The 26,988-nt window shown below is 49.6% G+C and carries 22 protein-coding genes and 1 tRNA gene; 8 read left to right on the plus strand and 15 right to left on the minus strand.

Going from position 1 to position 26,988, the window contains the following annotated elements:
- Positions 1-111: 111 nt before the first annotated feature.
- Entirely contained in the window at positions 112-1,827 is a 1,716-nt protein-coding gene (locus H6G50_RS04525; protein ID WP_190713714.1) for an alpha/beta hydrolase, read from the minus strand.
- 165 nt (positions 1,828-1,992) lie between these two features.
- On the opposite strand from H6G50_RS04525, the gene H6G50_RS04530 reads away from it, so the two are divergent.
- Together H6G50_RS04530 and H6G50_RS04535 are read left to right on the plus strand one after the other, a co-directional pair.
- Positions 1,993-2,766, plus strand: a complete 774-nt coding sequence (locus tag H6G50_RS04530) for an ABC transporter permease (RefSeq protein WP_190713716.1) — start codon at positions 1,993-1,995, stop codon at positions 2,764-2,766.
- A gap of 250 nt (positions 2,767-3,016) precedes the next feature.
- Complete coding sequence (locus H6G50_RS04535; protein WP_190713718.1) at positions 3,017-3,424, plus strand: ADP-ribosylation/crystallin J1; 408 nt, start codon at positions 3,017-3,019, stop codon at positions 3,422-3,424.
- 4 nt (positions 3,425-3,428) lie between these two features.
- Here the strand turns inward: H6G50_RS04535 and H6G50_RS04540 are convergent, their stop codons facing one another.
- Positions 3,429-3,887, minus strand: a complete 459-nt coding sequence (locus H6G50_RS04540) for an MgtC/SapB family protein (RefSeq protein ID WP_242032711.1) — start codon at positions 3,885-3,887, stop codon at positions 3,429-3,431.
- Positions 3,888-4,223: 336 nt separating this feature from the next.
- On the opposite strand from H6G50_RS04540, the gene H6G50_RS04545 reads away from it, so the two are divergent.
- On the plus strand, positions 4,224-5,174 hold the full coding sequence (locus tag H6G50_RS04545; RefSeq protein ID WP_190713719.1) for a LysR family transcriptional regulator: 951 nt from the start codon (positions 4,224-4,226) through the stop codon (positions 5,172-5,174).
- Here H6G50_RS04545 and pyrE read toward each other — a convergent pair.
- Positions 5,144-5,740, minus strand: coding sequence for an orotate phosphoribosyltransferase (pyrE, locus tag H6G50_RS04550; protein WP_190713722.1), 597 nt, complete (start codon positions 5,738-5,740; stop codon positions 5,144-5,146). The genes H6G50_RS04545 and pyrE overlap by 31 nt on opposite strands.
- An 85-nt stretch (positions 5,741-5,825) precedes the next feature.
- On the opposite strand from pyrE, the gene H6G50_RS04555 reads away from it, so the two are divergent.
- Together H6G50_RS04555 and H6G50_RS04560 are read left to right on the plus strand one after the other, a co-directional pair.
- Positions 5,826-6,260, plus strand: a complete 435-nt coding sequence (locus tag H6G50_RS04555) for a hypothetical protein (protein WP_190713725.1) — start codon at positions 5,826-5,828, stop codon at positions 6,258-6,260.
- A 271-nt stretch (positions 6,261-6,531) separates the two neighbouring features.
- Entirely contained in the window at positions 6,532-6,900 is a 369-nt protein-coding gene (locus tag H6G50_RS04560) for a hypothetical protein (RefSeq protein WP_190713727.1), read from the plus strand.
- Between the two features lie 394 nt (positions 6,901-7,294).
- Here H6G50_RS04560 and H6G50_RS04565 read toward each other — a convergent pair.
- Positions 7,295-7,367 (minus strand) — tRNA-Ile (locus H6G50_RS04565).
- Between the two features lie 97 nt (positions 7,368-7,464).
- Between H6G50_RS04565 and H6G50_RS04570 the strand changes: the two genes are divergently transcribed.
- Together H6G50_RS04570 and H6G50_RS04575 are read left to right on the plus strand one after the other, a co-directional pair.
- Positions 7,465-8,172: a hypothetical protein gene (locus H6G50_RS04570; protein ID WP_190713728.1), complete on the plus strand. Its 708-nt coding sequence runs from the start codon at positions 7,465-7,467 to the stop codon at positions 8,170-8,172.
- Complete coding sequence (locus H6G50_RS04575) at positions 8,173-9,663, plus strand: hemolysin family protein (protein WP_190713730.1); 1,491 nt, start codon at positions 8,173-8,175, stop codon at positions 9,661-9,663.
- A gap of 53 nt (positions 9,664-9,716) precedes the next feature.
- On the opposite strand, the gene H6G50_RS04580 is transcribed toward H6G50_RS04575, so the two are convergent.
- From H6G50_RS04580 to H6G50_RS24035, 7 genes are all read right to left on the minus strand, one after another.
- On the minus strand, positions 9,717-10,097 hold the full coding sequence (locus H6G50_RS04580) for a hypothetical protein (RefSeq protein WP_190713731.1): 381 nt from the start codon (positions 10,095-10,097) through the stop codon (positions 9,717-9,719).
- Positions 10,098-10,124: 27 nt separating this feature from the next.
- Complete coding sequence (aroQ, locus tag H6G50_RS04585; RefSeq protein ID WP_190713733.1) at positions 10,125-10,598, minus strand: type II 3-dehydroquinate dehydratase; 474 nt, start codon at positions 10,596-10,598, stop codon at positions 10,125-10,127.
- A gap of 15 nt (positions 10,599-10,613) precedes the next feature.
- Complete coding sequence (locus tag H6G50_RS04590; protein WP_190713735.1) at positions 10,614-10,757, minus strand: hypothetical protein; 144 nt, start codon at positions 10,755-10,757, stop codon at positions 10,614-10,616.
- A 262-nt stretch (positions 10,758-11,019) separates the two neighbouring features.
- Entirely contained in the window at positions 11,020-12,267 is a 1,248-nt protein-coding gene (locus tag H6G50_RS04595) for a competence/damage-inducible protein A (protein WP_190713737.1), read from the minus strand.
- An 82-nt stretch (positions 12,268-12,349) separates the two neighbouring features.
- On the minus strand, positions 12,350-13,411 hold the full coding sequence (locus tag H6G50_RS04600) for an MraY family glycosyltransferase (protein ID WP_190713740.1): 1,062 nt from the start codon (positions 13,409-13,411) through the stop codon (positions 12,350-12,352).
- Positions 13,412-13,594: 183 nt separating this feature from the next.
- The gene (locus tag H6G50_RS04605; RefSeq protein WP_190713742.1) at positions 13,595-14,134 is read right to left on the minus strand and encodes an outer membrane beta-barrel protein; all 540 of its coding nucleotides are present in this window, start codon (positions 14,132-14,134) and stop codon (positions 13,595-13,597) included.
- Positions 14,135-14,529: 395 nt separating this feature from the next.
- Positions 14,530-18,927 carry a GAF domain-containing protein gene (locus H6G50_RS24035; RefSeq protein WP_190713744.1) on the minus strand — a complete coding sequence of 1,466 codons (4,398 nt, stop codon included), beginning with the start codon at positions 18,925-18,927 and terminating at the stop codon, positions 14,530-14,532.
- A 228-nt stretch (positions 18,928-19,155) separates the two neighbouring features.
- Here H6G50_RS24035 and H6G50_RS04615 point away from each other — a divergent pair, with 228 nt between their 5' ends.
- Entirely contained in the window at positions 19,156-20,268 is a 1,113-nt protein-coding gene (locus H6G50_RS04615) for an EAL domain-containing protein (protein WP_190713746.1), read from the plus strand.
- A 138-nt stretch (positions 20,269-20,406) separates the two neighbouring features.
- Here H6G50_RS04615 and H6G50_RS04620 read toward each other — a convergent pair whose 3' ends face one another.
- The 4 genes from H6G50_RS04620 to H6G50_RS04635 all read right to left on the minus strand — a co-directional run bounded on the left by H6G50_RS04620 (position 20,407) and on the right by H6G50_RS04635 (position 26,969).
- A complete protein-coding gene (locus H6G50_RS04620) occupies positions 20,407-22,848 on the minus strand; it encodes a response regulator (protein WP_190713748.1) in 2,442 nt (813 codons plus the stop codon).
- A 238-nt stretch (positions 22,849-23,086) separates the two neighbouring features.
- The gene (locus tag H6G50_RS04625) at positions 23,087-25,030 is read right to left on the minus strand and encodes a response regulator (protein WP_190713750.1); all 1,944 of its coding nucleotides are present in this window, start codon (positions 25,028-25,030) and stop codon (positions 23,087-23,089) included.
- Entirely contained in the window at positions 25,023-25,424 is a 402-nt protein-coding gene (locus H6G50_RS04630; RefSeq protein WP_190713751.1) for a response regulator, read from the minus strand. Before H6G50_RS04630 ends, H6G50_RS04625 begins: the two co-directional genes overlap by 8 nt.
- 72 nt (positions 25,425-25,496) lie before the next feature.
- The gene (locus H6G50_RS04635) at positions 25,497-26,969 is read right to left on the minus strand and encodes a response regulator (protein WP_190713753.1); all 1,473 of its coding nucleotides are present in this window, start codon (positions 26,967-26,969) and stop codon (positions 25,497-25,499) included.
- Between the last annotated feature and the right edge of the window lie 19 nt (positions 26,970-26,988).

The following is a 26,988-nucleotide window of genomic DNA, read 5'->3' on the forward strand; positions in this document are numbered from 1 at the left end:
GATGTTTTTAAGTAATAGGCGATTTTGCGGATATTATATGACGGGATCGAAAATCCGATAGTGTCGTGGCAAGGCTCGATATTTAGGTTTTACATCGAACTCGCATCGGTCTTATTTTCCTTCTTCTAAAGAATTGGTTCTGCCCCCCAACTTCTCGATCTCTGCTTGCACTTCTGGGGGCAATTCTCGCACGAGGCGAAACTCAAAACGTTTTGTCGAGACACTTTCGGCATATTCTGGCGTAAGGAAGATTGCTGAGTTGTCTGCTTCGTCGGTTAACTGTGCAACCATCCCCAGCGCGATCGCTTTGAGATAGTTGCGAACGTCGTAGGCGGCAAAACCGACGACTTCTCCGCCGGAATAGGGCGTTTCGGGTTGACCGGCTTGGTCGGTGGTCGTAATCGGATCCTTGACGCTGAGGTGCGTCCCGCCGAGAGCGCCTACCAACCATTTTGGGGCATTGAGATGGGTGAAGGGGATAATTTGCTCGGCTAGCGCGGGCGTGGTTTTATCGGCGGATTCCGCCCAGAGTAAGGTCGGAATTTTGATTTGCGCCAGTCCGGTGTCGCCAAACAGGAGTGAAGCGCTCGGAGAGAGGGCGATAACGGCTTTGACGCGATCGTCTCGCAGTTGGTAGCGGTTTTGGGGTAAGTCTCGAACGACGCACTGGGCAGCAATTCCTAAGTTACCGGCTAAGAGGTTTTGGTCTTGGCAGCGCTGTTTGAGGGTTTCGAGTTGCAGTTCGCCCCCAGCAATCGAAAGAGCGGTTGCACCGCCCAAGGAGTAACCGACGACTAAGACGTTTTGGGTGTTGAGTTTGCCGTTCAAGGTTTCTGAGTTTTGGTTGAGGCGCGCGAGTTCGTCGAGGACAAAACTGAGATCGCGCGGACGCTCTAAGAGTTCTTCCCCCGATAGAAGTTTGCCTTCCTGCATGAGGGAGGCGAGACGAGCGAGGTAAGCGGGATCGGTATCGAACAGGGAACCGCTGGGTTTGTTGAGAACTTGGCGCAGGTGGGCTTCGTTGCTACCGGGATGTTCGGGGACGGCGACGACGTAACCGTGGGAGGCGAGGTGTTCGGCGAGGTAGGTGAGTTCGCGTTCGACGGAGAAGAGTCCGTGGGTGAAGAGGATGAGGGGTTTGCGATCGCTGGCGGCGGCGGGAAGGTAGAGTTTGAGGGGGATATCGCGATCGCGCTTTGCGTCGTAGAGTTGCAGGTTTTGGGTAGTGACTTGCTCGGTTCCGCGCTGGGTGGGATCGAAGGGGAGGTCTAAGTCGGGGCGATTGGGCGAGCGTTGGGGAGAGATGGAGAGTAAAAAGGCCTGCGTTTGCCAAAAGGGAGCGTTGAAGATTTGGAGGGTGTTAAAGGCGAGATCGAGGTCGAGAACGAGGTCTTCTTGGGGGTAGGCTTCGAGAAAGCCGACGATGGAGAGATCGGCGTTGCGAACGGCGGAAATTAGGATTCTTTTGAAGAAGAAGTATTCGATCGCGCCGTCTTTTTCGGCAACTTTCGCGATCGCTTTTACCACTCGTTCGCCGAGATCGGTTTCTAGGAAGTCTGCCATGCGATCGGGCGAAATCGGCAATTTGGCACGTAGGGCGGCTAAGGCGCGATCGCGTTGCTGCGGCGATAACCCTCCCGCAATCCGCTCCAAACTCGGAGACAATTCCCCGCTTTGAGCTAAATCGGCAATTTCCTTGACTTTAACGACTTCTTGTGAATCTCCCCGACGCAGAACGATTTGTTCCGCCGCCCGCACGGGTGAGTTGCTCAAACTGAAGGCGGTTAATGCGCCCAGAATCCAGAGATGACGATGTTGCTTTGGCATTTGCTTTGCTTCTCCCTCAATCCACCGCGCCTTTATTGTGGCACGTCCGCGCGATCGAATCTATTAAATTAAAGCTTAAAACCTCACAAACGGGGCTTCTCCCTAGCCATTCTCGTTCTCTTCTCGATAAACTTATAAAATTCGCTCAACCCTTATTTTTTTGAGATGAAATATTGGAACGAAACTCTTGCCGTCGCTCAACGCATTCTCATCGAACTTCTGCGTCGCCGTCGCAGTTTGGTATTTTGGGGGATTTTTCCGATTTTTCTGTTGTTAATTAATGGCTATATCGTGGCGGAACGGGCTAAACTTTCTCTCGCCAATGCGATGACGATCGCGGCTCCTTCCACTTTAATTTGCGCTGCTCTATTTTTTAGCTGTTTGGGGGGAAGTGTTTCTACAGTGGTTGCAGAACGAGAGCAACAAACTCTCAAACGCTTATTTATTTCGCCGCTGAGCGGAACTTCTTATTTTTTAGGGATTTTTCTCGCTCATGCTTGCATCGGCATCGTTCAATCTTTATTAGTTTACGTGCTTTCGGCTGCTTTCGGGGCAAAGTTCAACGGCTCGATTTTTTTAGGTATCTTAATTATTTTGCTGGGCATCGCTAGTTATGTCGGCGTGGGATTTATTTTAGGCACTCAATTGGCTCGAAGAACGGAAGATGTAAATGCTTTAATTGCAGCATTTGGCGTTCCTTTATTGATTTTGGGGGGAGCATTCTTACCGACTTTTTTATTCCCCGATAAGCTGTTGAAGATTGCACGATTTAATCCGATTTATCACATGAACGAGTCGCTGGTTGGCGTTTGGACGGATGGATCGTTGATTTCCGAACTCAGCCCGCACTTTGAGTTTCTTTGCATTTTTGCAGCAGCAATGGTGGCAGGAGGATGGTTATCCTATTGGCGAATGTTGCGGGTAGAACGGCGATTGTAAGGGGATAGCTCGATCTTTAACTTTAAGGTATTGCTCTGATGAGGAGTAGAGATAGGGATTTTTTTAAAAGGGCTTGATTTTCGGCTTGATTTTGGGTATATTTATTGGATAATGGAAATCTGTGCAAAAATTTTAAAAACGAAACTATTCCCATTATCTAAATAATACCCCTAAAGAGCAAGAAAAACAAGCTTAAAATTCCCCAAAAAATATTTTTCGCGATCGCGCTTCTTCCTCATCCAACTTTTTCATGTTTCTCTACCGTCCCGTCGGCTTACACGAACTCGAATTAATTGCCCGTTCGGGGTTTACTGCCTTTCCGCCACGCTTGCCAGAACAGCCGATCTTCTACCCAGTCTTAAACTTTGAATACGCGGAAAAGATTGCGCGGGAGTGGAACACCCGAAGTAATTCTTTTGCCGGGTTTGTCCTGCAATTTGAAGTCGCGGATGATTATCTTCAAAAATTCACAGTGCAAACGGTTGGAAGCTCAATCTGTCAGGAACTCTGGATTCCCGCAGAAGAATTAAAAGAGTTTAACAGCCACATCCAGGGCAAAATTCAGATTAAAGCAGCATTCTACGGCGAACAATTCGAGGGAGAAGTAAATCCCGAAACAAATTTACCGATCGCGCTGGAAAATTGGATAAGTTCGTAAATAGTCAAATGAAACGTTCCAATTTTTTAACTAATCTTAAAACGACTAAGGATAAGACCGCTCCGATGAAAGCGAGAGACCACAAACCGCAAGCCGCAGCAACCCCAAGCGCGGCAGAAACCCAAATTGCCGTTGCAGAGGTAAGTCCGATAACTTTCAATTCTCCCTTTTGCTCCCGACTCTGGTGAAAAATTTCCCCAGCCCCTACAAACCCAATGCCAGTAGCAATACCTTGAACGACGCGAGAAAGAGCATCGGGACTGCGTTCTGCCTCCCCCGTCAAAATAGGAATGAGGGTAAAAGTCGCCGCTCCGAGACTGACTAAAATATGTGTTCTCAGTCCGCCCGCTTTGTTATCGACTTGCCGTTCCATACCCAGGGCAGCGCCCACTATCATCGCGCCGCCGAGTCGAAGAGCGACACCCAACCAGTCGTGGTGAGAAAGAGCGTAATAAGCTGACAATGTTAGGCGCGATCGCGTGACTTAAACGCCCTATTGTAGCGCATTCAAGCGCTCTCGTTGCGATCTGAGCGACCAACCGCCTAACGATAATCACCCAGCTAAGGAGAAGGAGAATGCCCGTTAATACGAGGGAACCTCGTTCCGCCTCGCTGATGTCGGCGGCGGTTGCCAGTCGGATTTAAGGATGTAGAACAACAGAGAAGGGACGAACCAAAGAACATGAGCCAATCCTGACAAAATTGACTATACTCTATGCTCATTGGTTGTCTAATAGAAATACATCTATGGTAAAATAATGGGGAAGGGAAATTTATTGGCATTAAGGAGAGATTTCGGATGCAGGCAACCCTCCATCAGTTAAAAGTATTTGAGACCGTAGCGCGCTACGGCAGCTTTACAAAGGCGGCAGAGGCGCTATATATTACGCAGCCAACCGTTTCCAGTCAAATCAAGCAATTGGCTGGAACAGTCGGGTTGCCGTTGTTCGAGCAGATTGGCAAACAGCTTTACTTAACCGAAGCCGGACAAGAACTGCTGACTACTTGTCGGGAGGTGTTCGAGCAGTTGGACAACTTCGATATGAAGGTGTCCGACTTAAAAGGCACGAAGCAAGGATGTTTGCGTTTGGGGGCGATTACGACGGCAAAATACTTTGTCCCGCGACTATTGGGGTCATTTTGCCAGCACTATCCAACGATTGATATTTCGCTGCAAGTCACCAACCATCAAAATTTGACGCAGCGGATGCTAGAAAACAAGGACGATCTTTACGTTCTCAGCCAACGGCCGCAAGATGTCGAGCTTTGGAGTCAAGCATTTTTAGAGAATCCTTTAGTGGTGGTAGCGCGATCCGACCATCCTTTGGCGGGGAAACGCAATATCGCGATCGCGCGACTCAATGGCGAACCGTTCATCATGCGCGAGTCAGGTTCTGGAACTCGCCAAGCGGTAGAGGAACTATTCGAGCAGCAGGGCGTTTCGGTGAAGGTACGATTGGAACTAGGGAGCAATGAGGCCATTAAACACGCGATCGCGGGCGGTTTGGGTATTTCTGTTCTCTCCCGACACTCTCTAATCCCCTCGATGTCTTCTGGGGAACTGACGGTGTTAGATGTCGAACATTTCCCGATCCCGCGTCAGTGGTACGTGGCCTATTTAGGAGGGAAACAGTTATCTCCCATCGCCGAAACTTTCCTGCAACATTTGCTGGTCGAAAGCGCCAAATATTCGGCAGAACAGCCCGAATTTCTACATGACTATACCGCCTTATCCCGGAAGCGCGCCTGAAGATCCGCGATCGTAAAAATCGCTTGGAATTGAATTCCTTGGGATTGATAAAATTCAGCGCCGCCCTGTTCGCGATCGACCAAAGCCAAGATGAGATCGACTTCGTAACCCGCATCTCGCAAGCGTTCCACAGCTTGCATTGCCGATCGCCCCGTCGTGACGACATCTTCTAAAACAACGACTTTCGCCCCAGCCTCCAAAGTCGGCCCTTCAATATAGGCCATCGTCCCGTGACCTTTCGCCTCTTTACGAACGATGAGGGCGGGAATCGGATGGCCTTCTAGGGCGGAAATGAGACTAACGGCAGTGACGAGGGGATCGGCACCGAGGGTGAGTCCGGCGACGGCGCGCGCGTCTTCTGGTAATAGCGAGAAGAACAAGCGCCCGATCGCTTCGGCCCCTTCCGCGCGCAAGGTGACTTGTTTGCCGTTAATGTAGTAGCTGCTGCGCCCGCCGGAGGAGAGCAGAAAATCGCCTTCGCGGTAGGCTTGGGTTACTAAAAGCTCGAGCAGGGATTGACGCAGCGCGTCTAAATGGGGGGGGGATGTTAAGGAATTTTGGTTCATTGGAAGGAAAACTTGACCGATCGCTAGGGATGGGCAAAGATTTAAGTACAATTAGAATGCCAATTTGTGGGGAGATGTCATGCTCATGCCATTCAAGAATTTAGTTGCTCTGCTGGCGATCGCGATTCCTAGTGTATTCTCTTCTGCGGCGATCGCTCAAACATATATCAACCCCGAACAGTTTGAACTGATCGACTTCGAGTCGATTCCCGATGCCTTCGACTATTCGATAACGTCGCATTCCGGCGATAGCTTTAACCGCAGTCGCCTCTATAGCCCGGTGCAAACGATGTTTGGTATGCCTTATTTCCTCGATAACGCGATCGCGCGCGATGCTGAAGACGCACATAAACTCTACCGCGAACTCTACTACCTGCAAACCATGAGCGGCCCCGTCATCCGCACCGTCGATATCGCCAATCCCTTCAATACCTCTCTCCGTCTCAATCCCAGTTTTGCAGGACCGCAGGCTCCCGTCCGGGGTAGCGAGTTTCTTTTCGAGGTTGCCCCGCCCCGCTAAAACACACGATCGCGCTTTTAGAGTATGCCATTCCTGAAGCCAGAAGTCGGACTCGATTTTAAGCCTTTCAATTGGGAATCTTCATCGATCGCCCGCTAGAGTGCCTTGCCCGTCCTGACGATGGTAAATATACCTAAAATCATGGCAAAATGAGTTCGTATTGAGCCTCAAACTGCCCCTCGAGATCGAGTATTTGCACTGATGACGCTTTCTAAAAGCATCGGATACTTTTGAATTAGGAAAGCTCAATCAACAATTATACGGGGTCATAATGGGTCAATTAACCGCTTTTCGTAACTTAGTGGGTCATTCGCTAACGGCCGCCGCACTGTCCACTTCAGTTTTGGCATTTGCTCCTAACCGCGTCTCCGCTCAAACAGAGTCTGTTACTTTTAAGTTAGTTAATAATACCGATTTGATTTTAAATGAGTTTTATGCTTCCCCGCCGAGTACGGATGAGTGGGAAGAAGATATTTTAGGAGTCGATACATTAGATTCGTCTAGCTCTGTTCCTATTACAATCAATGACGGCAGAGAGGACTGTTTGTATGACTTTAAAAGCGTCTTTGAAGACGGTCAGGTCGTCGTCAGCGAGAATGTTTATGTCTGCAATGGCGGTCAATATGAGCTAGTAAATTGATAACTTCTGGTACATAACAATTCAAGCCCAGAACATTGGATTTTCCCTTGAAAAAAGTTTTGAGAATAGGTTGCGATCGCGTTAATTCATGAAGCGATCGCTATTTTTTTTGTAGCGGGACTAAGCCCAAATCCGAGCAAAACTGGCTTTATACCAATTAAAAATTAAAAATTAAAAATTAAAAAACTTAGATATATTAGGGATTTCAGCCTCAATATCTGTCGTCCGAACTTGGAGAATTGGTATTAGAACCTGCCCGACTCGATAATATGTGGAAGTAGCGGGACTTAAATACTAATCGTCACGAGATCCCGGCGCTGCGATGGGAAAGACTTGCGATTGGGCGATTTCTCGCGATCGAACTATCTACAAGGAAGGCGGGTTCGATCGACAATCCAGGGTGCAGGAGTTGAACCTGCCTGGGGCGAATTATGAGTTCGCTGCCTAAACCGCTCGGCCAACCCTGGGCAAATCTAAAATTCAAAGTTTGCGATCGAAAATGGAACTTTCGATCTATAATATCATACTCGATCCTCGTAACTATCGAGTAGCGAACCCACCCTCATGAAATTCAACTCAACCGTAGCATTGACATTTGTTTTGCTGATTTTGATGGTCGCTGCGGGCGCAGTCAGCAGTTTGTGGGGCTATGCAATGGGGTACGAAGCCCTCAAAGGCGTAACTCAACCCGATACCAGTCCATCGCGAAAGCTGATTGGTGACAAGCAAGAAACGATGGATCGCAAAGAACTCAAAATTTTACTCAAAGAGCAAGATATTCTCAAAGACGTGAAAGCAGCGATCCGTCGCGGCAACCAAAGTATTAAGGACGGGAAGAAGCGAGACGACGAGCAGGATTCGAGCAAGGACGACAATGAAAATTCTGCCTCAAAAGACGCTGAGGACAAAGCCAACCAGAAAGCCGCTAAGCTCCCAATCGCCGATCGCCAGCAAGATGTAACGATGGAAGTCACTAGCGCTACCGAAGATGGGGGTTCTCTATTGCTCGATGTCAAACTCAAAAATGAAAGCTCCCAACCCGTGCGCTTTCTCTATAGCTTCCTAGAAGTGAAAGACGACCAAGGACGGGTCTTAAGCGCTGTTACCGATGGTTTGCCGGGAGAATTACCCCCGAAGAGCGAACAGTATTCCGGTACGGTAAAAGTACCTACTGCTCTGCTCGAAGGAGCGGAAAAAGTTTCCTTATCTCTGTCGGACTATCCCGATCGCAAATTGCAATTAAACCTTGCCGGTATACCCATTAAGGACTAAATGCTGGTTGCTGGGGATTGGGTGCTTTCTACTGTGACGTTAGAAACCGAACTGACACTTCAACACATTGCCTTCCGGTTATTGGCAGTGTTACTGTTGATTGCGATTAACGCCTTCTTTGTTACTGCCGAATTTTCAATCGTATCGGTACGGCGATCGCGGATCGCTCAATTAGTCGCCGCTGGGGATGTCCCCGCACAAACCGTTCAGTCGCTCCAGCGTAGCATCGAGCGCCTGCTTTCTACCACGCAACTCGGAATTACCCTTTCGAGTCTCGCCTTGGGCTGGATTGGCGAGAGTACGATGGCTAATTCAGTCGTCGAACTCCTCGAACGTTTGCCTCTCCCCGCCGGAATCGAACAGAAGCTTGCCCACTCTGTGGCGATTCCCGCTGCTTTCTTTCTGATTGCTTACCTTCAAATCGTCCTCGGCGAACTCTGCCCGAAATCCGTTGCTTTACTCTATTCCGAGCAACTCGCGCGTTTATTCGGCCCTCCCAGTTTAGCGATCGCGCGTATTTTTAATCCTTTCATCTGGATTCTCAATCAATCTACCCGCTGTCTATTGCGCTTGCTCGGCATTCAGTATACAGGGCAAGAATGGAACAATCGTATCACCCCGGAAGAACTGCAACTGATCGTCGCCACCGAAGGCGAATCGAGCGGACTGGAAGCCGAAGAACGAGAACTGCTCAGCAATGTGTTTGAATTTGGCGAAGTGATTGCTGCTGAAGTCATGGTTCCGCGTACTCGTTTGTGCGCGATCGAACAAAGGGCAACCTTTGAAAGTTTGCTCGAAGAAGTCGTCAGCACCGGACATTCTCGTTTTCCCGTAACGGGAGAATCCCTCGACGACATTCTCGGAATCATTGACTTCAAAGAACTCGCCGAACCCCTCGCTCGCGGTCAACTAACGCCGCAAACGCCTATTCAAGGCTGGATTAAGCCCGCTCGCTTTATCCTGGAAGTTACCCCCTTAAGCGAACTGCTGCCGTTAATGCAGCGATCGCGTTTAGAAATGGTTGTTGTGGTCGATGAATTCGGAGGCACTGCGGGATTGGTCACGCTGCACGATGTCATCGACGAGATCGTCGGGCTGGAAATGCCCCTAGAAGACTCCGAAGAAGTCGCCCTGCAAATGCTAGACGAGCGCACTTACCTCGTGAAAGCGCAGATGGATTTAGAAGAGGTCAACGAACTGTTAGATTTCGATCTACCACTCTCCGATGAGTATCAAACCCTAGGCGGTTTTTTGTTGTATCAGTTCCAAAAAATCCCTACTTTAGGCGAAACGCTCCAGTATGAAAACCTTGACTTAACCGTTGCTGCGGCAGAAGGACCGCGCCTCGACCAAATTCGCATCCATCGTCGCGAACCGGAAATCTTAACCGAAGACAGCGAAGTTTTCCTCTCGGAATTGCCGGAAAGCGATCGCGAGAAAAATGCGGTTGAATTGGGCATCGATCGCTTAGATCGACTGGAAGAATCATAGTATAAAGTCACCCGGTCAGGGCGAGGTCTTAAACCCAGTTTTTTTTGATATATTTAACCGAAACCTTTCTTTTTCTCGCTTCTCTTTGCCAATCGCTTAGCGCGCCCTAATTTTCCCTGCTCGATCGCTAATTTCCTAACTCGCTTACGCTGATAAGCTCGAATTTCTTCTGCAAGGTCGCACTCATTTGAAAATCTTAAGTGCGTAATTGAAATAGAATAGGCTCTATCATTTCCGGGATCTATCCCGCAGATAATCCCACCCATATCCCCAATATAGTGGACATTATCGATTAAAAATTCTTGACTTTTAGGATACTTTTCACCCTGATTTTCTAAATGTTCTAGCAACTCTGGGGTAGCTCGCACGGGAATAGGCAAACGAGCTTCCATTTTTTCCAGTAATGCGATTGCTTGTTCGTAATTGTCAATCATCGCCTTTTTTTATAGGCTAAGAAGATTTTATGAATTTGAGTCACTCTGCTGCAAATAATGAATAAGTGCAATCAGTCCGAGGCGATAACTTGCAGCCCCAAAACCGCTAATCTGTCCGATCGCGATTGGTGCAATATAAGAGTGATGGCGAAAATCTTCCCGCTTGTAAATATTACTGAGGTGAACTTCTACCGTCGGAATCGCCACCCCCGCTAGCGCATCTCGAATCGCAACGCTCGTATGCGTATAAGCGCCTGCATTAATCAAAATACCGCTCTCTTTCCCCCAAGCGGCATGAATCGCATCGACCAATGCACCCTCATGATTGGATTGAAAACAAGAGACATTGACCCCCAGCACTTCTCCTTCGCTACGAAGCTGGGCATTAATTTCCTCTAAAGTGATGCGGCCGTAAATATCTGGCTCTCGCAGACCTAACAGGTTTAGGTTAGGGCCGTGAAGAACCAGAATGCTGAAAGATTGCCCAGCCTCAGCGTTCATCGGTTAGGCTTCAATCTAGTTGCGTCGGGGACGCTGTGGATCGTTGACGGGTATGGGGATTAGCTCTGCTTCGGGTTCCGCCTCTGGCCCTAGTAGAGCTTCGATTAAGCGGCGGCCCCACTCTTTTAGCTTTTCCAACACCGTGTCTATGTAATCCATGCGAACAAAAGGCTCCTGTTCAGACTTACTTTTATTGTACCCAGCAATCTAATATCATCGATTGTTGAGAGTGGCACTCTTTGCAGATTCAATCGACTTGATTGTTAAAACCGCTAGCACTTTAGGGGCAAAGCATTTCAAAAGAGCAATGCTTTAATGTTTTGCCTCGAAACTCTGGATTGTTTAGTCTACCATAACACACTTTTTTATGAAGTGTTACAGATTTCAAGCTGGCATCGCACCCGATTCCACCTGCTAGAGCTTAAGCTAAAAGACGGCGGCGCAGTCTGTCTAGGGCATGACCGGTACTCAAAGAACGGATCGCCGCACGCTCTTTTTCCGTTCCAAAACGGAACTCAAAGACTTCTACTGTTTTATCGGGTGCGGCTAAGGCAATGTAAACTAATCCCACCGGTTTTTCGTCGCTACCGCCTCCGGGACCGGCTACACCGGTAATGCTTAAACCCCAGTCAGAATTGAGGCAAGCTTTGACTCCGAGGGCCATTTCCCGGGCAACGGTTTCGCTGACGGCCCCGTATTGCTGCAAACTTTCAGGGCGAACTCCGAGGGCAGAGATTTTCACATCATTGCTGTAGGAAATAATCCCACCGAGAAAATAGTCCGAACTGCCGGGGATGTCGGTTAACATTGCACCTAAAGCGCCGCCCGTACAGGATTCTGCTACGCTGAGGGTTTCGCCGCTCTCTCGCAATAAAGTTCCGACTATCGAGGCTAAAGTCTCTTCATCGCATCCAAAATAATCTTCACCGGCGATCTCTTGTAATTGTCGCGCGATCGGTTCGATGAGGGCAATGGCTGTTGCTTCCGACTCCGCTTTCGCCGAAACGCGCAATTTGACCAAACCGTAGCTGGCATAAGGGGCAACGGTGGGATTTGTCAAGTCAAAAAAGGGAGCAACTTTCGCCGCGAGCGCCGATTCGCCAATGCCCCAAAATTTCAGCGTGCGACTGTAGATGATATGTTTACCCCAACCCTGCTGTTTGAGCGCGGGAACGGCGGTTTCTTTCCACATGGGCTTCATTTCTGAGGGAACGCCGGGAAAGGTCAAAATCAGCAAATTTTCTCGCGGCTGCCAAACGATTCCGGGTGCAGTTCCCCTGGGATTGGGAAGGATGTCTGCACCGGCGGGAAGCTGGGCTTGTTTGAGGTTATTGGGAGTCATGGTTCGCCCGCGCTGGGCAAACTTTTCGCTGATATCGCGCACGATTTCCGGACGTTCTGTCAGGGGAGTCTCGAAGAAGGATGCGATCGCGTCGTGGGTTAAATCGTCGGGGGTCGGCCCCAAACCGCCAGTAAAAATCAGGATTGTGGAACGGTTGCAGGCGACTTGAATTGCTTGATGGATGCGATCGCAATTATCCCCTACCGTCGTTTGATAGTAGTGCGGAATCCCTAAATCCGCCAGTTCTCGCGCTAAATATTGGGCGTTCGTGTTTGTAATATCGCCCAAAAGGATTTCCGTTCCAACACAAATAATTTCTGCACTCATAAAAATATTAGATTGCGGGCTTTCCCCTCGCATCGCTTACCCCGATCGAAAAATGGAATTAAACAAGGTGGGGGGATTAACGTTAATTCCGTCGCACCTGCATATTGCGCCGCACTTGCCAGCCGACGTAGCACAGCAGCAGCGTTGCACCGAACGCATAAGCCTCGCCGCTAGGAATGCCAGAGAACGCCATCGCTAAACTTCCTACCCACAGCGTCAAAGCATAAATAAACAAAACTGTCAAGCGGTGAGAAATGCCCGCGTTAATTAAGCGGTGGTGTAAGTGGCGCTTATCAGCAAGGAAGGGAGAACGCCCGTTACTGAGGCGCAAAACAATCACTGAGGACATATCGACGATGGGAACCGCCAGGATGAGGTAGGGCAAAATGACAGCAGTAATCGCCGTGCTTTTAACTAAACCAATCGCCCCGACACCAGCTAGGGTAAAGCCCATAAAATAAGCCCCCCCATCGCCCATAAAAATCTCGGCCGGGTTGAAGTTGTAGCGCAGGAAGCCCAAAGCACCACCCGCAAGCGCTGCTACGATTAAGGCGGCTGCGGGTTGATCCATAAATAAACTGACGACTAGCATAACGACGGCGGCAATACCGGATACGCCAGCCGCTAAACCGTCCAACCCATCAATCCAATTAATGGCATTGGCCATGCCCACCAACCAGACAATCGTGACCAAAAGGCTTAAACTCCCATTGATATCTACAAGATTGCCAAAGGGAATAGAAAGGAAGTCAATACTAACGCCCATATTCCAAGCCCCGGCTGCAACAACGGTTTGCATGGCTAGGCGGGAGAGGGGACGAAGGTTGAAAAGATCGTCAGCTAAACCAATACAAAAAAAGCCCGTTCCTCCCAACATTACGCCGAGAATTTCGCTTTTGCGATCGGGAGTTAATCCTGTAAAAGCCCCCAAAAACCAAACCGTAAAGAGGGCTGCAATCGTTCCTACAAAAATAGACACGCCGCCAATGCGGACCATCGGTTTTTGGTGCATTTTACGCTCGTTGGGGCGATCGACGTGACCGCTTTTAAGTCCGAGGGTTTTGACGACAGGGGTGCACCAAAGAACGATGGTGGAGGCGGCAAGGAAGGCGATAAAATGATAAAGGTATTGATGGGCAGGCATTAGGCTTGTAGACCTACAGGGATTCGCACAAAGTCTACATCACTTTGCACCGTTTCGCCTACCCATCCGTACAATTTTTCGGGAATTTTAGAAATAGAGTAGGGGCATAGCAGTGCTATGCCCTCTTCACATAGCACTGCTATGCCCTAAGTTCGGATTGGATTGCCGTGCTAGTGAGTCGAATTAGTTGAAACGATAGCCAACACCGGCTTGTAAGCTAACTGCATCAGCAGGGCTATTTTCATAGGCATTAATGCCCCATTTTGCATCGCCGTAGACCATGACACCATTTAACACTTCGGCTTCGCCACCGGCCACAATCACGGGAGCGTTATCATTGCCGAGGGGAGTCGGTTTGCCGTTGGCTTCGACGAAGGAGTAACCCGCACCGACATAAACGTTGGCGTTCTTAGCAATCGGTTGGTCGTAAGAAACCATCGGGATAATCGCGCTGGTTTCGTCACTGAACAGAACTGCACCGCGAACGGAAACGGGGGCATTGGGGACGGCGACGCGACCTTGAATGTTACCGCCGAAGGTTGCTGCATCGCCGGTTTGTCCGCCGTTGGTTACGCCTGCGGCAATCCCCGCACCGACGTAACTCGCATCGGTTCCGGGTTTATCGACTTCTACTCTATAGGGCTGTGCGGAGGCGATTCCTGCCGAGAGAATGGTTGCAGAGAGAGCGGACAGCGCGATCGCGGATTTCAGAATAGCTTTCATTGTTTTCTTCCTTCACTCAGTCGTGTTTTTTCAGGTCGTTGACTTCATTTTCTATGTCGTTTATCTACCTCAAAAAGTTCCCTGGCTTTCGCTATTAATCGGCAGATTTTTGACAGCAATTCCAGTAAACATAGAGTGGATTGATTGTTATTGAGGGAGCGAAATGCCTCTCAAATCTAACTTTTTCATTGCTGACAATTCCAATGACCGACCCGCCCGACTAAAGTTTCCGTTTCCCGGCGCTAAGTGGACTGTTTTTCAACTGGCACTCATTCCACAAATTTTGAATAAGCTAAGGCGCATTTAAATTGGGTAAACTCAATCTCCCCCTCTCCCCCTCTCCCTCTCTCCTTGTCAGTCCCAGATCGCAATTTAAATGACGAACAGCTTAGGTCTTATTCATTTTCCTGGCGATTGGGCAGTCGCACAAAAAAGGTACTGCCTTCGCCGACAACGCTTTCTACCCAAATTCGACCGCCGTGCTGCTTGATAATTTCTCGACAAATAGCAAGTCCTAAACCCGTACCGCCTTTCTCTCGCGAATCGGAAGCATCGACTTGTTGGAAGCGCCCGAACACTTTTTCGAGTTTATCGGTGGGAATACCGCGTCCTTGGTCTCTAACATAAAAAAGCACCGAGTTTGGCTCGGAGATAACCCCAATCCAAATACTTTTTCCGGGGGTAGAAAACTTAATGCTATTACTGATTAAATTTGTCAGAGTTTGCAATATCTGGTCAGGATCTGCCCATAGGGGGACGGAATCGGGTTCTGCCGAACGCCGCGAAGCGGATGCTAGGAGCGCGCTGCCGTTTACTTCAAGTTGCAGCATTACACCGGCTTCGTCGGCCATCGATTGCATCGATTCGGCTGCTTGGACGATCAGGGGTACTGCATTACAATCTTGCTGCACCATCTTGACTTTTCCGGATTCCATGCGCTCGAGATCGAGAATGTCGTTGAGCAAGCGTCCGAGGCGCTCGGTATTCTTAACGGCAATATCGAGCATTCGCTGACCCTTTTCGCTGAGGGAACCCAAACGTCCGGTAGCCAGTAGTCCGAGGGAACCGCGAATCGAGGTGAGGGGGGTACGCAGTTCGTGACTGGCGATAGAGAGAAATTCGTCTTTCATCCGCTCGACGGCTTTGCGTTCGGTAATATCCATCATCGAAATTAAGTTGGCTGTTTCGCCTTCCCAATTAATCTCTACCGATCGCATCTCGACAACCACGCGGTCTCCTTGGGGGCGATAAATCGGGAGTTCGTTAGCTTCGCTATCGGGTAGCGGCATTCCCAACTCAACTCCGAGCAGTTCGGTTGCAGAACGACCAAAAATTAATTCGGCGGCCGGATTAATAAAGCGTACAAAGCCCTCACCCGTACAAACGATAACTCCGTAAGCATTGTTATTAATGACGCGGCGCAGTTGCTCTTCGCTTTCGCGCAGGGCGAGTTCGGCGCGAGTGCGTTCGGCAATTTCTTGGCTTAGCTGACGGTTGGCGGTTTGCAGTTCGGCGGTTCGTTCTTGGACTCGTTCTTCGAGGCGGTCGAGCAGTTGCGCTTGGGAGAGGGCGATCCCAATTTGGTCGGCGAGTTGTTGGAGGAGTTCGATTTCGTCGTTATGCCATTTACGCGGGCGATCGCATTGATGGACAATCAGGCAGCCCCACAAGCTCTCTTGAGTAAAAATCGGGACAATCAGTTTAGCTCTAACTTGAAAGCGCTGTAAGATCGGCTGTTCTGCTGCCGGTAATTCTGCCGAGATTACGTCATCAAAAATGACTGCTTTCCCTTCTAAAAATTTTTCTTGGTAGTCGGCGCAGAAGCAGGGAAAGAGGAGGTTAGCGGTTTGAACCGACGCTCGATTGGGGAGGGCTGCTTCTTTAACGACTTTCCCAGCTTGTTCGCTCAGGCGTTCGACAATGAAGACGCGATCGGCATTAAGCAGGGTTTGAATCTCGGAAACGGTAGTCTGAAGAATCTCTGCAATATCGAGGGAACGACGAATTTTGAAGGCGAGTTCGGAGAGGAGTTGCAAGCGTTGGTAAGCGCGTTGGAGTTGCAGTTCGGTCTGAACGCGCGCGGTGATATCGATCCCGACTGAAACCGCAGCGGTATCGTGCTGGTATTTTTGAGCGACGATCAGGTAGTTGCTTGGCGAGTCTTCGCTACCAAAGTTGATGGTTTCTGAGGTGGAGGAGGCAGAGGTTTGAAAAAAGTGTTCGATGGAGCGGGTGAAGGGAGAGTTGGGGGTGATAAACCCGATGGGTTGACCGACAAAATCTTCGGGGGAGAGATTGAGGGAGTTGGCGAGTTTGCGGTTTACGCCGAGATAGTGAAGCGATAAACCCTCGCCGTTGTCGTCTTCTCCGATTGTAATCCAAGAAATAAAGCCAGGAACGGCATCTAATACGGCTTGTAGCTGTTCTTTGGCTTCTTGGAGCGCTTGTTCGGCTTGCTTGCGTTCGGTAATGTCGTGGGCGATGCTCAAAAGCTGATAGATTTCGCCTTTGCGATCGATGAGGGGAACGTAGGTGAGAACGAAGGTTCGCCTGCCGAAGTGGGGAAGGGAAACGGTGCATTCTCCGGTTTGAGGCTTCCGGGTCGCGATCGCGCTTTCGAGTAAGGGTTGCAGAATCGAACTGACTTCGCGTGGAAAGATTTCGGCATCGGTACGACCGAGCAAATCTTCGACCGGTTTATTGAAAATCCGAATTCCTTCAGTATTCACGAACTGATAGCGTCGATCGCGATCGTAGATGGCAAAGATATCCGGAATATTATCGACGGCAGAGCGAAATCTTGCTTCCGATTTGGCGAGTTCCGATTGGGCGGTGATGCGCTCGCTAATTTCTTGGCGCAGGATTTGGTTGGCATCTCGCAGTTGGGCGGTGCGCTCGTAGACGCGATATTCGAGTTCGGAGGCTAAAGTCTGCAATTCCGATTGCACTTTGATGCGATCGCTAATATCCCGAGCGACGATTAATACTGTATTGGCTGAGAGGGGAGAGAAGCGTCCGTCCAACCAAATCTCTCGTTCCTCAATCTTCATGCAATACTCGACGTGGGTTGTCTGGTACTCGTCGAGTGTTTGCGCGATCGCTGTCAGTAAGCGATCGGCTGTCTGCTGCGGTAGCACTTCGTGCAGCGTCGTCCCTACCTTTTCCCGGAAGGGTTTGGTTGGGGATGTCGCGTTGGTCGGTGCAACCTTCAGACAGCGCCCCTGGCGATCGCGGATCAGTACCAGGTCGTCCATTGCCGCAAATAGCGCTCGCAGTTCGGCTTCCGCTTGCTTTTGTTGCATCACCGTTCCTAACTGCGTCGCCACTGAAGCGACTAATTCAGCTAAGCGCTCGTCTTCTTGGCGTGCATCAGAAGTTGAATGCTCGAAATGGAGAAACACTAGCACTGCAAGAACCCGTCCCGCCAACCCTTGTTCTGGGATGGGCGCAACCACAATTGGCACCGACAAACCGACGCTTAAGCCACAGGCAACCGCTAATTTCACGCGATCGCCCAAACCCTTTACTGACAACGTTAAATCTTGTAAATATTCGGGCTGTCCTTGTTCCCAAGCCCGTCCGGGTATGCCTTCGCCGGGAGCAAACGTTAACTGTTCGCTGTAAGAGCGGAAACGCTGGACGGCGGCATCGCTGTCTCCCCTCAGTCCGTTCGCGTACCAAGCCGGACTGCATTCTAACACCGTCCCATCAACGCTTGGAATCCAAGCTTCGCCATAGCTCCAGCCGCTAGCCTCGCAAACCTGTTGGAGCGCCCGTGCTAAAGCACTATCGAAGTCGGGGGCTTGACTGATAGCTTGAGTCACGCTTAACAGCAGTTGAGTTTCTTCTTTGGCTTTCTGGCGTTGCTGTTCGATGCGATGCCCTGCCACGAATTTCCCTAAGCTTTGGGCCATCAATTCAATAATTTCTCGTTCGTGGGAGTGAAACTCTTGCGATCGTATATTTAGGTCGGCAAAACACAGAGTTCCATAAAATTCGCCATCCACCCAAATTGGCGTTCCTAAATAAGATTCAAAGCTCAATCCCCGTTGGTAGGCGGGATGGCGGCTTAAGGTGTCGCTTTGACCGATGTGGGCGCAGGCAATCGTCTGTCGCAGGCGCGCGACTTCCCCGCAGTAAGTTTCTTGCATTGCAACTTCTGCCTTCACTTCGAGGTGTTTGATGTTGGAGCGAACTGCCTCGATCCGGTAGGTATTTTCTTGAAAACTGCTGACGATTCCCGTGGAAAATCCTAAGATTTGACAGCCCGTTTGCAAATAATCTTCGGCTAACGCTTCAAAAGTGTCATAGGTGGTGGTGTTGAGGCGATGAAGCTGCTTGAGGTTAGTGCTAAAGGTTTCGAGTTGGTCGTTTTTTAAGCGCAGTTGCTCGCGGGCGAAGCGCAGGCGCAGTTGATTTTCGACTCGGGCGAGAACTTCTTCTTTACGAAAGGGTTTGGAGATATAATCAACCCCCCCAACCCGAAAGGCTCGCACTTTATCGACGGTTTCATCAAGGGCGCTAATAAAAATGACGGGAATGTCTCGGGTGCGCTCGTCGGCTTTTAGCTGAGTACAGACTTCATAGCCGTCCATGTCCGGCATCATGATATCGAGCAGGATCAAGTCCGGAGGCATGGTTTGCGCGCCGGAAAGGGCAAGTTTACCGTTGATGGCGGGCCGCGCTTCGTGTCCCCGCTGCGTTAACATTCCGACTAATAAGCGCAGGTTAGCCGGCGTGTCGTCAACAACGAGGATACTGCCTTTGACTGAGTGATTTTCCTGATTCTCCATTCTGCACTTCTGCTGACCCTTTACCAATTGTTAAGAATTGTTGAGTTCGCTATTCGATCCCAAGTAATGTACGGTAACGATCGCGATCGCGTTTTTCTCCTCGCTCGTAAAAAAAACTCGCCATTCACGGAGTTTTCACGTTTTAACTCTAGACTAGAGCTAATTTGAGTCAACTTAACTCTAATCAATTAATCCGCCAGAGAGCAACTTTTACAGGAAATTATAGCCATGAGAGCGATCGGGGATGTAACAGGTGCAAGGAGCAAACAAAAATCTTATCGGCCTTTAGAGGGTCAACCGAGCGCTGCTACTCCTGCAACAATCAGCTACGAACTGCGAACCCCGCTTACCTCAATTCAGGGTGCTTTGGGCCTGCTTCTCAGCGGCAAGATCGATATCAACTCCGAAAAAAGTCAGCGCTTGTTGGCCATTGCAGCGAATAATGTCGATCGCTTGTTGCGCTTGCTCGCAGCGCTGGAGAAGGATAAGTGTACGGCAATGCCAGTGCTATCGGTTGCCGATCTCGAGCGCCTGCGATTGGCTGCTGATTTCTACTCGGCTTTAGAACGCAACGAATTTCAACTCTACTATCAACCCGTTGTTTGCGCGAAGGCCGGACGCATTATGGGGTTTGAAGCCCTCCTGCGCTGGTATAATCCCAGACGCGGCTTTATTTCGCCTCAAGAGTTTATACCCATTGCCGAAGAAACCCGCGCGATTGACCGTTTGGGACTTTGGGTTCTTCGCCAAGCGTGCCGCCAGTTGCGCCAATGGCAAGATGAATTTCCGGGCTATCCTCCCCTTACGGTCAGCGTCAATCTTTCTCCGGTTCAATTGTTACAACCGAATTTAAGCCAGCAGATTCAACGAGTTTGTCAGGAAACGGGTATTGCGCCGGGAAGTTTGCGCATTGAAGTAACCGAAAGCGTCTTGATTGAAAATTCAGAAGCAGCGATCGCGCGCTTGCGGGAGTTGAAAGCAACGGGCATTCAATTATACTTAGATGATTTCGGCACTGGCTACTCCTCGCTATCGAGGCTCTACGAACTCTCCATCGACGTTCTCAAAATCGATCGCTCTTTCGTGCGCGGCAAACAATGGGGTATGATTCGAGGCATCATTCACCTCGCTTCGGGGATGGGTTTGGGAGTGATTGCTGAAGGCGTTGAAACGATCGAGGAGTTAGCTCAACTGAAAGCTTTGGGTTGCAATCTTCTGCAAGGGTATCTGTTCTCGAAGCCCGTTGATGCCAAACGCGCGGGCGATTTAATTGCTAGAGGCTGCGAAGCTGTTTCTAGGGAGCGCGACTGGCTGCCCTATGCGCTTCCTGTGGCAGGGTGACAATTGACAATTGACTATTGATAACGTTTAACAACCTCGAGCCATTGAGAGGTTGATAGGTTTGCCCACCCTCGTAATTTTGCCCGTGACCGAGTAGTTGACCGACTCTATAGAAATGGGCTCCGCACCGGAAAGATATTAATGGGAAGAAAAGCCAATAATGCGATTGCGTCCTGCCTTCTTAGCTTGGTAGAGCGCAGCATCGGCGGAAAGATATAACTTTTGTAAATCGATACCGTGTTTGGGATATTCAGCTACGCCGCCGCTAAAAGTTACGCGCAAAGGTTCCTGTTCGGCGACCAAAAATATTTCGGCACGCATCGCCACCAATAAAGCATCTAAGCGCTGAATGCCTTCCGGTTGAGTCAGCCCGTACATCCCGACAATAAATTCTTCGCCCCCCCAGCGCGAGACAATATCCTCGCTTTTAAAAGTCAGGCGTAATAACTGCCCGAGGCGTTGCAAGACGCGATCGCCAGTCGCATGACCGTAGCGATCGTTAATGTTCTTAAAATGGTCTAAATCGATCGCTGCCAATGTCAGGGGTTGGTTGTAGCGGCGAGCAAGGCGCAGATAGCGGTTAAACTCTTGCTGAGAGCGATAGCGGTTAGCCACCCCCGTCAGCGTATCGGTTTCGGCAATATTGCGCAGCAACCGCGTCCGTTCGAGGCGGTTGACAATGCGCGTCACCAGTTCCGGTTCGGTAACGGGTTTCGGCACGTAATCATCCGCGCCAGCCTCGTAAATTCGCTGAATCGTGCGCGGGTCCCGCCGAGCGGTTAAGAAAATAATCGGCAGTCCTTGCCAGGTGCGATCGTTGCGAACGACCTGACAGAGTTCGATGCCGTTAATTTCCGGCATATCGACATCCAAAATCAATAAATCCGGTGCGGTTGCTTCCAGCGTTTCCCAAAACAGGCGCGGATCCGAGAGAGTATGCAGTTCGATCCCCCAAGGATCCAGAAATTGTTCGATCGCAGCCAGCAAAATCGGGTCGTCATCGGTGGCTAACACCTTCGCTTCCGGCGTGCGAGTGCGTTTCATCACATCGATCGCCGTCTCGAACACTTGAGAAGGCGAAACCGGCTTCGCCAAAAAAGCCCGCCCGCCCAAACGCGCCACAGAAACGCGATCGTCAAATCCATCGCGCCGCGTGAAGACGATAACTGGAAGATTGGGCTGATGTTCGGAAAGTTCCTCAAGCAACTCCAATCCTTCGCTGTGAGCTTCGGGGAAGGCTAAATCCAAAAGAATAGCATCGGGGCGCTGTCGCGCGATCGCGGCTCGCGCGTGCGGAATATCCGCAGCCACTTGGACTTGCACGTCCCAATGCAGGCTTTCCTGTTCGAGTTGATCGGTCAGGGAAGGATCGTCATCGACCACTAATAATAAAGGAGCGTTGGCGGTCGGCATAAGTTTAAAGGGGGCATTCGTCTGGACTGAGGGCAAAGTCCGAACCTCCAATTCCGAACTAGCTGCCTCTGGCACTTGGGGCGACTGTTCGAGTTCGTGGCGCAGTTGCGCGGCTAACGCTTTTAAGTTAGAAGCCAAGGATGTCGAAACTGGCTCCCGAACCGATAATCCCTCCAGCGCTTGTTCGATCTCTCGGGCGAGGTGAGACCCTTCGTTAAACCCGTACATTCCCAAAGAACCTGCTAATTTATGGGCTTGCTGCTCGGCCTTCGCTCTTAATTCCTCGCTTAAAGTTCCCGATTGCAGCGCTGCAATCGCTTCGTCAACGGCTGCAATTCGCTCCATAATCGGTCCTCTAAACCGCTCCCAAACTTTGCGTACTGCTGCAAGTGTCCGTTCGCGAGCCGCATCCTCTGCCCGATTAGAAGCGGCTCGTTCGCGAGTAACCTCTTCTGGCGAAGGTCTGTCTGGCTGGGCAACAGGAGTCTGTTTTTCAGGCGACGGTTTGAGACGATAGCCGATCCCGTAAACTGTTTCAATTGCCTCTTCTGCTCCTACTTGTTTCAGCTTGCGACGCAAACCCTTAATATGAGCGCGAATCGTTTCTTCGCTGGGAGGGTCGTCAAACGACCAAAGATGTTCCAGAATCGCTTGCTTGCTAAAAACGCGCCGGGGATTCCGTAAAAACAGTTCCAGCAAACTGTATTCTTTTGGGGATAGGGATAGGAGTTGCTCTTCCCACATAACTTCGTGGGCGACTGGATCTAAGCGCAGCGCGTCCCACTCGAGTACGGGCGCGCCCGAGGCGCTGCGTCGGCGTAAGAGGGCGCGCAGACGAGCAAACAATTCGCTAACGGTACAAGGCTTGACCATGTAATCGTCCGCGCCTGCATCCAACCCAGCAATTTTATCTTCGCTAGAGTCTTTAGCAGTTAGTAGAAGAATCGGGTTGTTATAGTCTTGCTTGCGCAGTCGCCGACAGAGGGCGATTCCATCCAATCGCGGCAGGCTGACATCGAGCAGAATCAAGTCGTAGGTGAAAGCTTGGGCAAAATTCCAGCCTTCTTCACCATCAACCGCGACATCAACAACATAATTTTGTGCGCTCAGAGCAGTGCTGAGAGTTTGGGCAAGTAATTCGTCATCTTCTACCAGTAAGAGTCTCATCGCGATCGCAGAACGGATTAAATTTCAATGCCCATACCCTATTTTCGATCTCCGGCGCGCAGCACGATTGAGAAGGGTTTTTAATTGAAGTCGAGCTAACCGAGTTTAGGTAGCTTATTTTGGCTCTGAGTTTCGACTGCTGCCATAACCTGTAAGTCAAACTCCATTTTAGAGGAAACGGGACGAGGAGAGAGAAGAGATTCTCTTTTCTTCTTGCTTCGCCGCGTGCCTTTACTCGTTAAGAGTAAGGAGTTTGCATTTTCCAAACGGATTGAATCAATTCTAAAAGTGTATCGAGGCGATAATCATCGACTAATAGGGTTAATGTATGAGCGAGGAGGGGATTATCGGTAGCGATAGCAGAGATTGAAGCGTTAATTTTTTCATAGTTAATTTCTAAGGCGGCTTGATGCAGTTCTGCTAGTGCTTCGAGAGAGAGTTGAGAAAGGGCTTGCTCTGTTTGTTCTTTAGACAGTTCTTCGCAGGTGGGGGGCGGTTGTTCCTCGGAGTAGAGATAGCGAACGCCGAGATATTGTTCCAGTTTCTGCCAGAGTAGATTTTCTTGGAGAGGTTTAACCAGAATATCGACGCATCCGGCGGCGAAAATTGCTTGCCGATCTTCTTCAAAGGCGCTGGCTGTCAGAGCGATGACGATCGGGGAAGCGCTGGTAGCGCGGGCGTATTCTCCAATCGTTCGGGTGGCTTGGTAGCCATCGACGGCGGGCATTCGCATATCCATGAGAATCAGATGCGGTTGCCAACTCCGCCAGAGTGCGATCGCCTCGCGACCGTTTTCTGCTTCTTTGACTTTAAATCCCAACGGTTCTAGCATCCGCACCAGCATTTTCCGATTTCCTTCTACATCTTCGGCGATGAGGATACGATAGGGGTCTGAGGGCGATGCTAAGGCAATCGGTCGCTGGCGATGGGGTTTGCTTTCTACTTCTGCCGCGCTGCACGCTTTCACGCGGATAGCAAAGCTGAAGATCGAGCCGAGTCCGACCGTGCTGCGCACGGTAATTTCTCCGCCCATAATACGAACGAACTCCCGACTGATGGGCAATCCCAAACCCGTTCCTTCCATTGATGCGTAACCCGTCCGCGTTTGGACAAATGGCTCGAAGAGTCGGTCGAGTTCTTCTGGGGCGATGCCTACCCCAGTATCTTCAACCTCAAAATGTAAAAAAATGGGTTCGTCTTCGCTTTGCGATCGCGTTTCCTGTCCGAGGGAAGCTCGTAAAATCGCTTTCCCTCGAGAAGTAAATTTGATGGCGTTTCCCAGGAGATTGATTAAGACTTGACGGAGTTTGCTTTCGTCGGTTTGGATATGTTGGGGGAGGTTGTCGGCGCGATCGAAGACCAATTGCAAATCTTTTGCTTTTGCTCGCAAATTCAGCATTTGATACAGTTCTTCGAGCAATTCGTGTAGGTTAAAACAATTTTCGTACAGCACCGTGCGACCGGCTTCAATTTTAGAAATGGAGAGAATATCGTTGATGAGTGTGAGGAGATGTTCGCCGCTGCGGTTGATGATTTCGACGTTTTCCCGCTGTTGGCTGCTTAGGGAGTTTTCGTTAGCGAGAATTTGACTGAATCCGAGAATTGCGTTGAGGGGGGTTCGCAACTCATGACTCATGTTAGCAATGAATTGACTTTTGGTTCGATTGGCAGCTTCGGCCGCTTTTTGGGCATTTTCAAGCTGGGCAGTGCGCTCGATAACTTTTTGTTCGAGGGAGGCATTTAATTGCTTTAAGGCTTCGTTTTTCTGCGCGAGTTCTTGTTCTTGTTCGTAACGCCTTAATGCCTCCGTTACAGTTAAAATTAAGTCGGTTTCATCCCAGGGTTTGGCAATATATCGATAGAGATTGGCTTGATTGACGGCATTCCCGACGACATCCGCACTCGCTCGTCCTGTTAGTAAAATTTTCAGGGTATTGGGAGAACGCTCGTGAATCTTAATAAGAATTTCATCGCCTTTCATATCGGGCATATGCGCGTCGGAAATAGCGAGCGAAATTTCGATGCCTTCGGCGGTGAGTTCCTCAAAGATTTCGAGAGCTTCTAACCCGTCGCCCGCAACTTCGATATAATATTTTTTACCGAAGTGCCGTTTGAGTTGCTCTTTTAAACTATCGAGAACAACCAGTTCGTCATCGATGCAGAGAATTGCGAATTTACTCATCGAGCATCTCCAATCCAGACAAGATCGACTCTGCTAACTCATTTTCATCCCAGGGCTTGCGAAGGCAATAATGAAGATTGGCTTGTTCTTTTGCTCGTGCAATTGCCTCTTCATCAGCTTGCCCAGTGAGCATGATTTTAATGACTTTAGGAAATTTACGGTGAACCTCGATTAAAAATTCGTCTCCTTTCATTCCTGGCATCAGCCAATCCGAAATTGCCAGCAGAATGGGTATGCCGTCATTATCGAGTTCTTCGAGAATTTCCAGGGCTTCGGCGGCGCTTTGGGCTGTTTCATAGGAATAGCGGCGACCAAATCTTCTTTTGAGTTGTTCTTTTAGGCTTTCAAGAACAACAGTGTCGTCATCAACACATAAGATTGCAGGCTTGGGCATAACGCTTAAAGTAAAAAACGCCAGTTGAATCGAAGGATGGATAGTTGCATTGGGCGAGCCAGCGGAGGAAAATTAATTCTCCGAGCGGGGCAAAGAATCAGAACTCGATGGCTCGCTCGCGAATTTGAGCGGTAGAGCAATGGTAAAGGTAGTGCATCCCGGCTGACTTTTTACCTGTATTTTACCTTCATGTTTTTCAATGATTTTCCGAACGATATCTAAACCTAAACCGCTGCCTTCTCCTAGAGGTTTAGTCGTGAAGAAAGGTTCAAAGATTTTCTGTTGAAGGTGGGGTGCGATTCCACAACCCGAGTCGGTAAATTTCACGATCGCTTCATTGCCGATGCGATCGACGGCGATGGCGATGCGCCCTTCACCGTTCATTGCATAAATAGCATTGTGCAATAAATTCGTCCAGACTTGGTTGAGTTCGTCAGGATAGACCATGATGCTCGGAAGGGGCTGGTAAGCGCGCTCCACCTCAATTTTATGCTTGAGTTGGTTGCGATACAATTCTAGGACAGTTTCAATGCCGTCTGCGACTCTAACCGATTGTTTTTCTCCGCTCGGATTTTGGTAGGCATAGGTTTTTAGCGCAAAGACGACTTTTGAGGCGCGCTCGACGGCGGAAAGAATCGTTTTGTTGCTACTCTGCAAGCGGACTAAGTTGTAAGCTAACTGCAAAATCCAGTCGGCTTCAGGCGATTGCAGTAAGGGAAGATACGGCTCGATGCGATCGCAAATTCCCATATCGAGCAAGGTATCTGCCACATCTCGAGCTTCCTCAATCCCGCTATCTTGGAGTTGTTGCGTGAGGGCGCGTCGAAGCGAGCGCGTTTCTTCGGAGGACAGGAAAACGCGAGAGTTTAAGGCTTGTTCGACTAGCTCGAAAAATTCGCGCTGTTGTCGATTTGATAGTTTTTCAAATAATGCGGGTAATTGGCTAGCAGATTCTTTTAAGGCTTTGGTACTGTTGCTTGCTGAGGCTTGAATGGCTCCGAGCGGTGTATTAATTTCATGGGCAATTCCGGCAATTAACTGTCCGAGAGACACCATTTTTTCGGATTGAACTAATTGAGCTTGAGCCATTTTTAGCGACTCTAGTGTTTCGGTTAATTCTCGGTTTTTTTGCTCGTAGCTTTGTTGAAGGAATCGTTTTTCGAGATGCGTTCTGACGCGGCTTAAAACTTCTTCGGCTTGAAAAGGTTTGGTAATATAATCTGCTGCTCCTAATTCAAAAGCTTTCACTTTATCAAAAACTTCATTCAAGGCACTGATAAAAATAATTGGGATATCTCGATATCTCTCCTCTAATCTCAACTTTTCGCAAACTTCATATCCGTTCATTTCCGGCATCATGATATCGAGCAGAATAAGGTCTGGAGGAGATATTTTTATGCCTTCAAGAGCAATTTTTCCATTTGGAGATGCTCGTATTTTATACCCTTCTTCTTTAAGAACATTTGCGAGAAGCTTTAAGTTAGCGGGCGTATCGTCAACGATTAGAATATTCACGCGCTCGTTTTTATTGTCAGTATAGTTCACAGTCTCTAACACCAAATAA

Source organism: Oscillatoria sp. FACHB-1406, assembly GCF_014698145.1.
Lineage (GTDB): Bacteria > Cyanobacteriota > Cyanobacteriia > Cyanobacteriales > Spirulinaceae > FACHB-1406.

Excerpts from the sequence above, each read along its gene's own strand:
- H6G50_RS04525 (WP_190713714.1), bottom strand. The coding sequence starts at position 1,827 with ATGCCAAAGCAACATCGTCATCTCTGGATTCTGGGCGCATTAACCGCC.
- H6G50_RS04530 (WP_190713716.1), top strand. The coding sequence starts at position 1,993 with ATGAAATATTGGAACGAAACTCTTGCCGTCGCTCAACGCATTCTCATC.
- H6G50_RS04535 (WP_190713718.1), top strand. The coding sequence starts at position 3,017 with ATGTTTCTCTACCGTCCCGTCGGCTTACACGAACTCGAATTAATTGCC.
- H6G50_RS04545 (WP_190713719.1), top strand. The coding sequence starts at position 4,224 with ATGCAGGCAACCCTCCATCAGTTAAAAGTATTTGAGACCGTAGCGCGC.
- pyrE (WP_190713722.1), bottom strand. The coding sequence starts at position 5,740 with ATGAACCAAAATTCCTTAACATCCCCCCCCCATTTAGACGCGCTGCGT.
- H6G50_RS04555 (WP_190713725.1), top strand. The coding sequence starts at position 5,826 with ATGCCATTCAAGAATTTAGTTGCTCTGCTGGCGATCGCGATTCCTAGT.
- H6G50_RS04560 (WP_190713727.1), top strand. The coding sequence starts at position 6,532 with ATGGGTCAATTAACCGCTTTTCGTAACTTAGTGGGTCATTCGCTAACG.
- H6G50_RS04570 (WP_190713728.1), top strand. The coding sequence starts at position 7,465 with ATGAAATTCAACTCAACCGTAGCATTGACATTTGTTTTGCTGATTTTG.
- H6G50_RS04575 (WP_190713730.1), top strand. The coding sequence starts at position 8,173 with ATGCTGGTTGCTGGGGATTGGGTGCTTTCTACTGTGACGTTAGAAACC.
- H6G50_RS04580 (WP_190713731.1), bottom strand. The coding sequence starts at position 10,097 with ATGATTGACAATTACGAACAAGCAATCGCATTACTGGAAAAAATGGAA.
- aroQ (WP_190713733.1), bottom strand. The coding sequence starts at position 10,598 with ATGAACGCTGAGGCTGGGCAATCTTTCAGCATTCTGGTTCTTCACGGC.
- H6G50_RS04590 (WP_190713735.1), bottom strand. The coding sequence starts at position 10,757 with ATGGATTACATAGACACGGTGTTGGAAAAGCTAAAAGAGTGGGGCCGC.
- H6G50_RS04595 (WP_190713737.1), bottom strand. The coding sequence starts at position 12,267 with ATGAGTGCAGAAATTATTTGTGTTGGAACGGAAATCCTTTTGGGCGAT.
- H6G50_RS04600 (WP_190713740.1), bottom strand. The coding sequence starts at position 13,411 with ATGCCTGCCCATCAATACCTTTATCATTTTATCGCCTTCCTTGCCGCC.
- H6G50_RS04605 (WP_190713742.1), bottom strand. The coding sequence starts at position 14,134 with ATGAAAGCTATTCTGAAATCCGCGATCGCGCTGTCCGCTCTCTCTGCA.
- H6G50_RS24035 (WP_190713744.1), bottom strand. The coding sequence starts at position 18,927 with ATGGAGAATCAGGAAAATCACTCAGTCAAAGGCAGTATCCTCGTTGTT.
- H6G50_RS04615 (WP_190713746.1), top strand. The coding sequence starts at position 19,156 with ATGAGAGCGATCGGGGATGTAACAGGTGCAAGGAGCAAACAAAAATCT.
- H6G50_RS04620 (WP_190713748.1), bottom strand. The coding sequence starts at position 22,848 with ATGAGACTCTTACTGGTAGAAGATGACGAATTACTTGCCCAAACTCTC.
- H6G50_RS04625 (WP_190713750.1), bottom strand. The coding sequence starts at position 25,030 with ATGAGTAAATTCGCAATTCTCTGCATCGATGACGAACTGGTTGTTCTC.
- H6G50_RS04630 (WP_190713751.1), bottom strand. The coding sequence starts at position 25,424 with ATGCCCAAGCCTGCAATCTTATGTGTTGATGACGACACTGTTGTTCTT.